We start from the raw sequence: 13,078 nt of genomic DNA, 5'->3' as shown, positions 1-13,078 counted from the left end.
GTTTGGACCAAGCACATGCAGAATCTGCGCAGTTATGGACTATACCATCAAAACACTGGCAGTATGATTTCAGCAGAGAAAATCACGGCAGGCAACTTTGAAGAATACGACTACTTTTTCACTAAAATAGAGAAACCTTCAATATATTTAATTCCATTCCAAAGTAAAACGAAATTGAGCATTCCCTTCAATCCACATTGGAAAATTCGTCCCCCACACATTGTTATGCAGATTATAATGCATCCCGCCGTCCAGTGAAGCAAAGGTTTGATCAAACTGAAGCAATCTTGGCTCCCCCGGAGATACTAACGGAGCATCCCAAGTCGTCAACTGCACATGCCCATCGGGCCCTTGATATCTCACCCCTAAGTTCACAGCATGCATGTTGCGATTGCCATTTTTGACAACGAATAACGGAGAGATCCACTGTCCCATTTTGCCAAGTTCCCATCGGTTTGGATTATCTACAAGTGGATTAATGGATAGCCAAGCAGCTTCTGGTAATCTGAATGCTTTTTTGTCCTTCCACTGCAGTGTGATATCTACACGGTCACATGACTTATCAAATGTATATTTCAGCAAAACCTCCTGTGGAGCTCCTGTATCCTTCACAATGTCTGAAGACAGAGTTAGCTTCACAACAATCTGATCCTCTGTACTGGAACTTAAATGCCATATACTTTGTAGAATAGGAGTATGTAGTTGATGTTCAGGTTTGGGTAAAGCAAATTCCATACCGGGCTTTCCAAAATCCCCCTCTGACCATGGATGTGTTGCTCTAATATTCTCTACATACTCATCGAACCAACGATCATAATTCGATTTGCCGAACGTTTCGTATCGATATAAACCAATGACATGTCCGGAATCTGCCCATAACTTCCCCTTCTGATCCTTAAGTCCATCGACTGAACCATCTCCTGCGAACTTCACATTAAATGTACCCAATCTATACCACTTGCCTACTTCCAAAGAAACGCATGATTCCCCCAAGTCTTCACAAGTGTCAAAGTTAGATAGCTTGTTAAGTGCCGATTTGGCCTCGTTCTGCAATTGAACGGGTAATGCTGCAATAGCCTGCTGAATGTATTCGCGCTGTTCCTGCCAAGAGCTCTCGAATTTGCTATAGGATTTGGAGGCAACCCAGTCTTTAAATAAATCAGAGGAATGATCATCTAAATTACCCATACTAAAAGCCACAACATAATTGTATTTACGTGAAGCATTGGGGTGTACCTGGTCGGTTGTTCTTGCCTCATCAAAATCTGTAACCGAATAATGCTCATAATCAGGAAGATACACCTGCTCGTTCATTCCCCAGGTATGCTCTGGTATAAGCAGCAAACGCTCGCTAAACTGATAATAAGCATCGCTGTCCACGTCCAGCACCCCATTATGTATCCACTCACTTCGCAAGCGAAGGAGTTCTCTATATTGAGATACCTTAATAGGATCGCTCCCTACGCCATGAATCCAGCTATCACCAATTTCATCCTTAATAATCGGGAGTTTGTCTCGTACTGTCATCAACCGTTCTGCAAAAGCATCCAGCGTCGAAGCTTTAATGGTTGCTCCTGGGTATAGCTCTGCCAGGTATTCCAACTGACATTGAATTTCATCAAGTGAAGGAGGACCGCAATTATCGCCAGTATGTGCGAATACTAGCACATCCTCTAGCCCTTCAATCTCCAATACTTTGCCATAATTATCCGCGTAATTGACAATCACTTCAGATCCATCCGGAGCTTGCCAGCGGAATAACGAGGGAACATTGGGTACTTTCGATGCCGGGTTAACACCGAGATGCAAATATTGAATACCAGATTTAACTAGATGAGGAACCATTGCAATCGTATGTCCAGGAACATCCGTCATTTTTGCGGCAATCGTTTGTTTGCCAAACTGCTTATCCAGTCTTTTTGAAAGCGATAATCCAAATTCAAACAGTGAAGGATCCATGAGCTCTGTATGTGTCGTAAAAGGTAGCCCATGCCAAGCAATTCGTCCATCATGGATAGCTTGTTCCATTCGAAGACGATCAGCCGGTGCCGCTGTTCGCAGATATTCATATATGAGCCAAGATCCTGTTGTCCATATGAAATCACAGCGACCATCAGGATGCATAGCCTGCTCAGATAGATCCAATGCCTTCGGTATAAATTGATTCATGTACTGATCAACGACATTTGCTGCCAAGTCTGTAAATCCAATATCCAGATGCGTTTTAAAAATGACATGAACGGTTTTGACTGCTGTATTTGACATATGACTTCCTCCCCATTGACTTCTAATATCCTTAATTTACCTCTTTATCGCCCTGCTTACAATTCCTTGAATAATGTATTTTTGCTAAAACAGGTACAAAATAAGAAGCGGTATATTCTCTCCCTGTTAACGAGCCTTGAATAATGTGATCCAGTAGCTGAGCGAACGAGATGCCCGCCGCTAGAGCGCTCTTGGGAAACAGACTATTCATGGTCATGCCGGGTAGAGTGTTCACTTCCAATACGTAAGGGATGCCATTCACTAGCATCATATCGACTCTCGCGTATACATCACACTTCATGATCCGGTAACACATTAGCGCTGCTGAACGCACTCGCTCTTCGACCTCCGGGGGCAGCACGATCACTCGCTCATCGGCCTCACCGTCCGTGTATTTGGCCGTATAATCGAACCAGTCCGAATGAACCGATCGTATGCTGATGATGGGCAGCAATTCACCGTTCAAGATGGAACAAGTGATTTCTTCTCCGGGCATATATCGTTCGATCAAGATCGAATCATCCCAACGAAAAGCTTCCTCTACAGCGCTCCGAAGCGAATTCGGACTTGTGACCTTTTGAATGCCGATGCTTGAACCGCCAGAATTAGGCTTAACTATAACCGGATACCCTAACCGTTCGACGGCTTCCGCACAGTAATCATCCAACCTGTTCCAGCATAACCAATCGGGCGTTGTGATTCCCTCATAGCGCAGTAATCGCTTGGTAACTTCCTTGTTCATGCACATGCTGCTAGCGAGTACGCCGCTTCCTGTATAAGGGATACCTAACGTTTCTAGCGTACCCTGCACCGTTCCATCTTCCCCATACGTTCCATGAAGCGCAAGTAGTGCTATATCGATCCCTTGCACCTTCTCAATCAGCTCATTTCGCTGTGAAATCACGATGGAAGTCACGTCATATTGATTGTGATCCAGATGCGACAGCATTTCCTTACCTGTCTGGATCGATACCTCGCGTTCCGATGAAATGCCACCCATAATGATGCCAATCTTCATGTCTGCACCTCTTTAACCCATTAGTTGTTTGGCCATCTCGCCAATAATTCGAATTCCCTTGATAATATCTTCATCTGCTACTCTGGAAAATCCAAGCCGCATCGTATGCTTTCCCTTGCCATCGGTGTGAAACACGTCCCCTGGTGTGAAAATAACCCCTTGCTGAGCGCACGCTTCCAGCAGCTTTCTCGTATCAAAGCCTTCATCGAAAGCGAGGAAAAGATGCAGCCCACCGTCGCCCGATAAGTTCGTGTAAGGAATGTAGGCTCTACAGCATTCCAGCGTCCATTCGTATTTGCGTTTGTACGTAGTCCTTGCTTTTTTTAAATATTTTTCCAAGTTACCATTGTGCAAATATTGATAGAGAATCGATTGATCGATGGTCGATGTATGGATGCTGCGGGCACGCTTGATGCTCTCCAGGTAATAGATCAGCTCTCGGTCGGCCAGCACCCAACCCACGCGAAGCCCAGGAAACAGCACCTTGGAGAAACTGCCTACGTAGATCACACTGTTGCCTAGGCCTGCCGCTGCGATAAGTGGCGAGACATGAGAGCCCGAATAGCGAAGCTCCTCATTGAAGCCGTCTTCGATGACCGGGACTTGATAACGAGACATCAGCTTCATCAGTGCGACCCGCTTCTCAGCCGACATCACGATACCAGTCGGATTATGATAAGAAGGGACGAAATAAGCACAATCGTAGGCTTGCCTGGACAAAGCATGTTCCAGCTCGCTTAGGTTGATCCCATCCTGTTCCATACCGATCCCGGTAATCTCGAATCCATGCAGCTTGAGATTCTTGATCGCGGTATTGTGGGTCGGATTCTCGCAGATGACAGTACCATTCTTCCTGCTCAGGGCGGATAAGATCATATCGAAGCCTTCTGTGAAGCCATTCGTAATTAATAGATCTTTGCCTTTCAAATCGACGCCCTTGTGCCCCATGTAGCGCAGCAAATAGTCAATAAGCGGTTTGTATCCCTTGGCGTAGCCGTAGTTCAGCACCACGTTCCCTTCCACGGCCATCCGATCCAGAAACGCTCGCTTAATATTGTCTAAATCGAATAAGGTTTCGTCAGGGGCAATGCTGGTGAAGGAGATCGTCCCTTTCTGGGCGCGTATTCCGTGCTTCATCAGGTCAAGCTCCTCGGCTAGAATGGCATGCTCGTTCAGGCGTGCCTTCCAATCCAGCTGCCATGAAGGGGGCGCAGCATTGGTGGCTGAGGAGGTAATATAGGTTCCTTGGCCTTTCACGACATATACGAAGCCATCCTCCACTAAGCCTGTATAAGCTGCGATCACAGAATTGCGGCTCACATGCAGCAACGTACTGAACTCGCGAGTGGAGGGGAGCTTCTGGTTGTCCTGCAAGGCTCCTTCCAGGATTAGCCGTTTCACGTAATCCATCACCTGAATGTACACCGGTCGTTCATGAATCAGTTCGAAATCATTATACAAGTAAGATCACCCCACATCGTTATCTTGGCACAAAAATCCGTCATATAAAAGAACCACGACCCTGGATTTTTCTTCCGGTTGTGGTCTGTTCAACCGAGACTACGGATGGATTACCACACCGTTTTCATTGCATCTCATGCCATAACCGACCATCCAATTTCTACAAGGTCTATAATTCGGTTATAAGGTTACATTAACATCATGAGACTATGAGAAAGAAGGCCACCTCTATGAAAAATACACCTATGAAACGTTGGCTTATCGTACTTGGTACTATTATCATTCAGATGGGTCTTGGGACAATCTACACCTGGAGTTTATTCAATCAACCTCTCGTAACTAAGTTCGGCTGGGACCTCAGTTCTGTCGCAATGACCTTCTCTATAACTAGTTTTTCACTGGCTATTTCAACACTTTTTGCAGGTAAATTGCAAGACAAGTGGGGTATTCGTAAGCTGATCACGATCGCAGGATTGGTACTTGGTCTTGGTCTCATCGCAAGCTCACAGGTAAATTCATTATTCCTCATATATCTACTAGCTGGCGTGGTCGTTGGATTCGCAGACGGTACTGCTTATATCACTTCATTATCTAATTTGATCAAATGGTTCCCGAATAAAAAGGGTCTGATTGCAGGAGTATCTGTGGGCTCTTACGGCATGGGTAGCTTGATTTTCAAATATATCAATTCTGGGTTTATCAATTCAGTAGGTGTGTCGCAAGCGTTCCTAATATGGGGAGTTATTGTGATGATCATGGTTATATCGGGCGCTCAAATTATACGTGAGGCTCCTGTGGCTGATCAGGTGAGTTCGACTCAACTTTCTCATAGTGATGACAAGAATTTCACAGTCAAAGAAATGCTAAGAACCAAAGAAGCTTATCTCTTGTTCATTGTCTTCTCTACCGCATGTATGAGTGGATTGTATCTTATTGGTATTGTAAAAGACATCGGGGTGCAATTGGTTGGACTGTCTGTTGAAAGCGCAGCGAATGCAGTAGCTATGATCGCCATCTTTAATACAGCTGGACGGATTACTCTTGGTGCACTGTCGGACAAGGCAGGTCGGTTACGCGTCGTCGCAGGTGCTTTATTTGTTACTACGCTTTCAGTACTTGTGTTGAGTTTCGTCCCATTAAACTATGGAATATTCTTTGCTTGTGTAGCAGGAATTGCCTTTTGTTTTGGTGGTAACATTACCGTATTCCCTGCGATTGTCGGAGATTTCTTCGGTCTGAAGAATCACAGCAAGAACTACGGAATCATCTACCAAGGATTTGGTCTAGGTGCATTATCCGGTGCATTCATTGCCTCCATCACAGGAGGATTCAAACAAACGTTTATCGTCATTGGAATTCTCTGTATCATCTCTCTTATTCTGATCACCTTTCTTAAACCTCCTGTTCGAGGTAAAGTGAAGAAGAAACAGATGCATTTGGAATTATTAAAAAGACCAGAATGAAGGTCACTTTTCTCACAAAGTGTCTATCTTTCTGGTCTTTTTAATCTTAGAACATCGCCTTTTTCAATTTCTGTATATAGAGGGCTCTAATAATAATAAAGTATACGACTTGCACGATGAAGTAACCCACTACGGCGGTTAATGAGGAACGTATCGTCGTATCCATACCTAATTCTGGACGAATGAGCTCCACCGTTATAATGGCCCCTAGGGATGCGATAAATAGCGGAAGAAAGAATAGAACAGCAAGTTGGATCGAGGCTGATTTACTCATCTCTTGTTCTGTCAGACCTATTCGCGATAATGATTGATACATACGTTGATCTGACTTCAAATCACTGTACAGTTTGAAATATAAGAAACTAACGGATGACACTGAGAACATAGCGGCAATAAAGATCCACACGAATTTAATAATGCTAAATTCTTGTTTCATTTGTAAGTAGTCAGTCGCACGCAGAGAGATGTATCCTAAGTCTTTATTCATGATCGTGTTGATCTCTCCAGTGACCTTTAACTCCTGTGAATTCTCCTGCGGCAAATGATCATTCGACCATTCCGGTATCTTATACAATACAGTAGCCGATGGTGTCTGAGCATTCGGACTACTCAATACTTGCTCAAACAGATCGTTATATCGTTCATCAGACAATACGACTAATCGAGCCTCATAGATCTCCGGCATGGCTGCCGATTGTTGCATCAACACATCAAATGATGAGGTTTGATTAAATGTGAGTGTTGGATAGGTTGTAAATCCCTCTGTTTGCTTTTGCCCAGAAGGTGTAAACGTATTAGAAGAATTGTTAAGAACAACTGCTTCTTGATCCGCTAGAACATCGATACCCGGGAGTTTATAAACCCCGACTAATTGCTTGTAGTCTGACAAACTAATTAATCCGAACGAACCAGAAATCTCTTCTTCAAAGTTCACATGTACACTTTCAATTTGTATCTTGTCATACTTGATTTCGTTGCGATCTAAGATCTGATCGATCCTGAGGACATCCTGATCCCAATTGGGAGTTACCGTATCATAGGATTTATATTGAATCGCGAACGGATTGTTGTTGAATTCCCGTTTGTTCTGAGCGTCACCACTCAATACAATACTAAGGAACCCGCAAGCCATCGCGGTAACGACTGTGATGATGAAGAAGATACGTGCACTGTCTTTGATTTTGTAAGCCATCTCTGACAGCCAGAGTAGATTGACTCCACGGTAAAAGAAAGCCTGACTACGCTTCATAAGACGGATCATATACACACTTAGCTGTGTAAAAAAGAAGTACGTGCCGATTGTACCTAAACCAAGTACGTATATATACGTCTGACCAATATCCTTCTGTGCTAGGAAAAAAGCGCCACCAATACAGGCTGCCGACAGGAGTGACAGGAATATCGATGCTTTCGGCTCTGTTTTGGGTTTACTACTCCCTTTCAGTAATTCCAACGTTTGTTGCTTACGCAGAAACAACGTCGTTGTGAACGAGATGATAATAAAGAGTGCTGCAAAGGCTCCTGCTGTTAACCCTATCGCTTGCGTTGGGAAATAAAAGTTCAGTCCTTCAAGACCCGTCATTTCGGCACTTAACAATAAGAAGAGTTTGGAGAATAATAGACCGAAACCTAGCCCACTCCCAATGGAAAGTGCTCCGATGATTAGATTCTCCATAAATACAATCGTATAGATCTGGGATTGTTCCGCACCAAGTATCGTTAATATGCCAAATTCCTTCTTCCTCGCCTTAAGAAAGGAACTAATCGAATACAGGACAAAGACGAATGAGAAGAAGAATATAACATATTCTGCCGCTTGCATCCCCACTTGAATGGACATCCCAAGTTCGTCGCCCATTAGTGCAGGGTGAAACATGAAGATCGCATACGAAAAGAAAATCGACACTGAGAATGTACTACAGAGAAAGTATGCCACATAAGCACGTGCATTACGGGTGACATTGTTCCAGGCGAATTGACTAAATGTCACGTGACTCGCCCCCTAAGAATGACAACGTGTTAATGATCTCTTGATAAAATGTCTGCTTATTCTCTCCTCGGCGTAGTTCATTGTGAAGTTGACCGTCTTTGATAAAAATAATACGCTGACAGTAGCTAGCCGCAACCGGATCATGCGTCACCAAAAGGGTCGTTGTATCATCTTCACGATTCAACGTCTCTATCATTCTCATTACATTACGAGCAGAGTTGGAATCAAGATTACCGGTAGGTTCATCCGCAAGTAATAGTGAAGGCTGATGAATGACGGCTCTGGCAATCGCTGCGCGCTGACGCTGACCACCGGATATTTCATATGTGCGCTTATCTAGAATATCTGCAATCCCAATTCGTCCAGCAATCTCATCAACACGTATATTCATCTCAACGACACTTTTACGATCAAGCGATAGCGGTAAAACGATATTTTCTTTGACTGTCAACGTATCTAGAAGATTGAAGTCTTGAAACACAAGTCCGAACTCACGGCGGCGAAACGACGCTAGCTCTTTCTTCGATAAACCTGTTGTTTGTTTATTATTAATGCGTATTTCGCCTGAAGTCGGTGTATCAATCGTAGAGATTAAATTGAGTAACGTCGTCTTCCCGCTTCCTGACGGTCCCATAATGCCTACAAATTCTCCCTGCTGTATCGTAAATGTTATATCCGATAATGCTTTATAAGATACTTTGCCGTTATATATCTTACTTACTTGATTAAGTTGTAATGTCTCCATATTCAATCACTCTGCCCTTCAGTTGTGTTACATATAACTTACCGTAATCACATATAGGGGTCGACTTGTTAACCTTACACTTTCCTTACATTGATGTAAGATAAGTCTCTTGTGCAGCAAAGGTCATACGGATCGTTGTCCCTGACCCTTGAACAGACTTCACGTCAATCGTATGTGTTAAGCGACGACATACTTCCTTGGCCATATATAGGCCCATTCCTGTTGACTCACGGTACAATCGCCCGTTCTCCCCTGTGAAATGTGCATCAAATATGCGAGGAATATCCTGTGGTGCAATGCCAACACCGTAATCTTCGACTTCAATTACAACCAAGTTATTTTCTCTAGACAAACGAATATCTAGATGATTGGATTTCATTGAATAACGTACCGCATTCGTTACGATCTGAGAGAGGATAAAAGCTAGCCACTTCTTATCCGTTATGATGATCAAACCTTCCTCTCCGTGAACGGATGGATACAACTCATTTTTAATCAATAGACGCCGGTGATCACGTAATACTTCATTTAACAGCTCAAGCATATCCGTTGGTTCGAGAAAGAAGTCCAATTCAAAGCTCTCCAGACGTGACATATACAAAACCATATCAAGCCCCTTCTCCATCCGATCTAGCTGCTCCTGGATATCTACAAATATCGGATCGGGTCGCCCTTTAACCAGTAGATTCGCAACCGATAGAGGGGTCTTCATTTGATGAACCCATTGATTCATAAACAAGATATGCTGTTTCTGGTGCGACTCAAACTGTTGTACGTCTTTTATATACAGCTGGTATTGCTTATGCAATAATGCCTCAGTCCGCTTGGCTGCATAGGTGTTAGCTTTCAGTTGCAAGGTATCATCAAGCTTATTCATGGTCTCTACTTGAGATAGAAGCTTATAGAATGAACGATTTTGAACATAACGAATAATTAAGTAAAGACCTAGTACGACAAAGCCAAGCAAGAAAATATACATGAGTAATGATATATTTGTGAATCCTGCTAGCCAAAGAACTGATAGTAGTAAGCATAATTGCAGAAGATTCATAGCGATCAGCATCAGGTGATCTTTTACAAAAAGCTTCATATATCGTCTCCTATCTTCAGCCTGTACCCTACCCCTCGGATCGTTTCGATCGATTGTTCGAGACCCATGACCTCAAGACTCTTCCGTAATCGTGTAACGTAGACATTAAGTGTATTCTCTCCTACGTAACGATGATCATCCCATAGCGCATCCAGTAAAAAAACGCGACTCACCACTTGATTAACATGCTCCATTAATAGGGATAGTAAGGTCGTTTCTTTGAAACTGAGTTCTACTGTGACACCATTATAGGAAAGTTCTTGTGTATCCACCTTCAAGCTCAGTTCCCCAGCCATTATGGTGGTCGGAGCCGACGCATAATCTCCATACGCTCGTCTTAATTGGCTTTCTACTTTCGCTAGCACCACTTCCGGATAAAAGGGCTTCGTGATGTAGTCATCCGCTCCGTTCTGTAATGCCACGACTTGATCCATCTTATCTGCACGTGCAGATATAAAGAGAATTGGACAAGTCGATATGGTGCGAATCTGTCTGCACCAGAAGAATCCATCGAATTTCGGTAAATTCACATCGAGCAGAACCAAATGTGGCTTAACCTCTTTGAACTGTTCCAGTACGGTCCCAAATTCTGTAATCGCTTGAACCTGATAGTTATATTTCTCTAAGTGCTCCTTCAGTAATTTCCGTAACTGAGGATCATCTTCAATGATTAAGATCGTCTGCATCATCATCACTCCTACAAGTCGTTCTATGTACCGAGGATAACCTAGGAAGTGAAAAGGCGCAAGCAGCTTGTCCCATCGGACGTAACCTTACATCGTTGTAAGAAAAGTGTAATCTTAATCTATCGGAACTACTGATGAGATCTGGTAAGGTTTAAGTCTAACCTTTACTAAATATACGACTTAGGCGGTCATCAGAAAGGAATTCCCTTATGAAAAGAATGATTACTCTTGATGTTCTTCGCGGATTCGCGCTGCTAGGCATTATCTTTATTAACATTGAGCAAATGGTTTATGTGAATAGTGACTTTAGTGCACTCGATCTCATGCTCTCCAAAGTGTCGTTTGTCGCAATCAACCACAGATTCTTTGTTATCTTCTCCTATCTATTCGGTGTAGGGTTCTATATCTTCACTTCTAGAGCCAAGGCTAAAGGACAAAGTCCTATAAAGCTATTTATCCGCAGGCTACTTATTCTACTCATCATCGGTGCTATTCATCATATCTTTCAACCTGGAGAAGCACTATTGATTTATGCGATCATAGGGTTCTTACTTATTCCGTTCCACCGTGCCAAACCTACGATCGTGCTATCTTCCGGGTTGTTCTTCACCATAGCAGGCTGCTGGTTAGGCTTCCCAGTTCTTGTGCTTGGCATGTTCTTGCTCGGACATTGGACAGGCCAAATCGGACTATTCGAAGATCCTGAGCGCTACAGAAGAGGCTTGAGACGAACACAAATCACAACATTCGTGTTAATCGTTCCGATGTATTTCGTTCAAGAAATGATTCTGAATGAATCAGGTATGTTAGACGTTGCACTAGCGGTGGGTGGACTTCCCCTCAGCGTGTTCTATGTCACGACGATTATCCTACTCATGCAACGAAGCTCCGTTCAGCGTCTACTCACGCCGTTAGCCAATATAGGCAGAATGGCACTGACTAACTATCTGTTACAGACCGTTATTATTCTTACACTCGCTCATTCGCTCAACTGGTTCGATAATGTGCATCGCTCTACACTCTATCTAACGGCTGTTCTTATTCTTATTGGACAGATGATAGCCAGTACACTTTGGCTGCGTCGCTTTAAAATGGGGCCTATTGAATATGTATGGCGTGTGGGGACGTATGGGAGGATTAAATTGTAGCGATTTTATCATGGAAGACATCCCTATTGATTTTGGTGTTTTTCATGATGATATTAATTACATTAATGGCCTCATCGGTCTAGACATCATTAAGAATAGCAACATGGTCATTGATCTTCATCGGATGGAAATGTATCCGGCAAGCCTCAATCACGATTAAAATAGGGACGTGAATAGCTCACGTCCCCATTTCGTCCCCAACTTCCTCTATTCACTCACTCAAAACCCTTATAAATCAAGGAACAAACAGCTTATGATCGATCCGCATCTTATTACAAGTGCAATTTCACCTTCTGCGCGGCTGTTATCTATAACGATCAGACGGTCAAGCAAATGAAGGTGAGAAAGTAAATTTTGAATTGAAGTGTCATGTCGTCTGATAATATCCTCAGTAGGAATATCATGCCCGCCATTACTAACTCGAGCCGCAACTCTTTCAATATTTAAACGATAATCACCCAGACCAACATAAAACATTGTAACTTCGAATCCGCTTGCATTGGCATCAAACGCTCACATGTGGCTTTGACAACCCGACTTCTTCGACGGGAATATGATCTTTAATGCTCGGAATTTCACCAAACATCCCATTACTTCTATGATTAATATTTGCCCTTTGTAAGCAGAGAAATCTATGTCACTTTGATTGAAACCAATTTTCACGGCACTACTCCTCTTTAATCAAATTGTTCTTTTAGCAATCCCACTCGTTGTTCATTTCTGTATGGTATTTTTGATGGAACTCATCAAAATACTTACTGAATACTCTTATTTCATCAAGGTATGAATCTTCAGCGTCTGTTAAATCACCATAAACTCCAGCTTTAGCTAAATCAAAACTGTCGTCAATACCGTATAGGTTGTAATACTCTTTTTCATTATACAGCCCAGTTCGAACTAAAAGCCTTGTACTGCATTTTATCGCTTGTTCCATTTGCATTTGTTTTCGATTGATTTTTTTATACAATACACCAAGCAATATCTTTACTGAGTAATTATCTTCTGTTACCTTGCTTAAGTCCAACAATTTTCCTTCAATATCATCAATTTTTGCGTTAGACATTAAAGAAAGTTCTATAATCTCATATGGTGGATCTTCCTTTACTTCAATTACTTTGTCACACCAATCAATGATTTCCTTTTTGCTCCATATGCCACAACCAAGCCCAAGCATATAAATATAAGTTAGTGATGCAAAAAAATCCATGAATT

The 13,078-nt window shown here is 42.8% G+C and carries 12 protein-coding genes; 3 read left to right on the top strand and 9 right to left on the bottom strand.

The features are described from left to right. Window positions 1–147: 147 nt before the first annotated feature. The 3 genes from AC1DOK_RS22790 to AC1DOK_RS22780 are packed head-to-tail and all read right to left on the bottom strand — an operon-like array spanning window position 148 to window position 4,744. Window positions 148–2,265: a DUF5054 domain-containing protein gene (locus AC1DOK_RS22790; protein WP_477556601.1), complete on the bottom strand. Its 2,118-nt coding sequence runs from the start codon at window positions 2,263–2,265 to the stop codon at window positions 148–150. A 31-nt stretch (window positions 2,266–2,296) separates the two neighbouring features. Further along, entirely contained in the window at window positions 2,297–3,283 is a 987-nt protein-coding gene (locus AC1DOK_RS22785) for a D-alanine--D-alanine ligase (RefSeq protein ID WP_477556600.1), read from the bottom strand. Window positions 3,284–3,295: 12 nt separating this feature from the next. Next, complete coding sequence (locus tag AC1DOK_RS22780; protein ID WP_477556599.1) at window positions 3,296–4,744, bottom strand: aminotransferase-like domain-containing protein; 1,449 nt, start codon at window positions 4,742–4,744, stop codon at window positions 3,296–3,298. A 230-nt stretch (window positions 4,745–4,974) separates the two neighbouring features. On the opposite strand from AC1DOK_RS22780, the gene AC1DOK_RS22775 reads away from it, so the two are divergent. After that, window positions 4,975–6,207, top strand: coding sequence for an L-lactate MFS transporter (locus AC1DOK_RS22775; RefSeq protein ID WP_477556598.1), 1,233 nt, complete (start codon window positions 4,975–4,977; stop codon window positions 6,205–6,207). Between the two features lie 46 nt (window positions 6,208–6,253). On the opposite strand, the gene AC1DOK_RS22770 is transcribed toward AC1DOK_RS22775, so the two are convergent. The 4 genes from AC1DOK_RS22770 to AC1DOK_RS22755 form a co-directional block, all read right to left on the bottom strand. Beyond that, entirely contained in the window at window positions 6,254–8,197 is a 1,944-nt protein-coding gene (locus AC1DOK_RS22770) for an ABC transporter permease (protein WP_477556597.1), read from the bottom strand. Beyond that, a complete protein-coding gene (locus tag AC1DOK_RS22765) occupies window positions 8,187–8,942 on the bottom strand; it encodes an ABC transporter ATP-binding protein (protein ID WP_477556596.1) in 756 nt (251 codons plus the stop codon). Before AC1DOK_RS22765 ends, AC1DOK_RS22770 begins: the two co-directional genes overlap by 11 nt. A gap of 85 nt (window positions 8,943–9,027) precedes the next feature. Next, window positions 9,028–10,032 (bottom strand): sensor histidine kinase, encoded by a 1,005-nt coding sequence (locus AC1DOK_RS22760; protein WP_477556595.1) that lies wholly within the window; start codon window positions 10,030–10,032, stop codon window positions 9,028–9,030. Next, window positions 10,029–10,718: a response regulator transcription factor gene (locus AC1DOK_RS22755; protein WP_477556594.1), complete on the bottom strand. Its 690-nt coding sequence runs from the start codon at window positions 10,716–10,718 to the stop codon at window positions 10,029–10,031. The genes AC1DOK_RS22760 and AC1DOK_RS22755 overlap by 4 nt, the downstream gene beginning before the upstream one ends. 209 nt (window positions 10,719–10,927) lie before the next feature. Here AC1DOK_RS22755 and AC1DOK_RS22750 point away from each other — a divergent pair, with 209 nt between their 5' ends. Both AC1DOK_RS22750 and AC1DOK_RS22745 read left to right on the top strand, forming a co-directional pair. Next, window positions 10,928–11,866: a DUF418 domain-containing protein gene (locus tag AC1DOK_RS22750; protein ID WP_477556593.1), complete on the top strand. Its 939-nt coding sequence runs from the start codon at window positions 10,928–10,930 to the stop codon at window positions 11,864–11,866. A 10-nt stretch (window positions 11,867–11,876) separates the two neighbouring features. Then, window positions 11,877–12,026: a hypothetical protein gene (locus tag AC1DOK_RS22745; RefSeq protein ID WP_477556592.1), complete on the top strand. Its 150-nt coding sequence runs from the start codon at window positions 11,877–11,879 to the stop codon at window positions 12,024–12,026. A 68-nt stretch (window positions 12,027–12,094) separates the two neighbouring features. Here the strand turns inward: AC1DOK_RS22745 and AC1DOK_RS22740 are convergent, their stop codons facing one another. Both AC1DOK_RS22740 and AC1DOK_RS22735 read right to left on the bottom strand, forming a co-directional pair. Beyond that, a complete protein-coding gene (locus AC1DOK_RS22740; RefSeq protein ID WP_477556591.1) occupies window positions 12,095–12,343 on the bottom strand; it encodes a hypothetical protein in 249 nt (82 codons plus the stop codon). Window positions 12,344–12,560: 217 nt separating this feature from the next. Beyond that, window positions 12,561–13,073, bottom strand: coding sequence for a protein kinase (locus AC1DOK_RS22735; protein WP_477556590.1), 513 nt, complete (start codon window positions 13,071–13,073; stop codon window positions 12,561–12,563). Window positions 13,074–13,078 lie beyond the last annotated feature (5 nt).

The organism is Paenibacillus sp. P5_B5, assembly GCF_056400365.1.
Note: the sequence above shows the minus strand (reverse complement) of the source record. Positions and strands in the feature narration are given on the sequence as shown.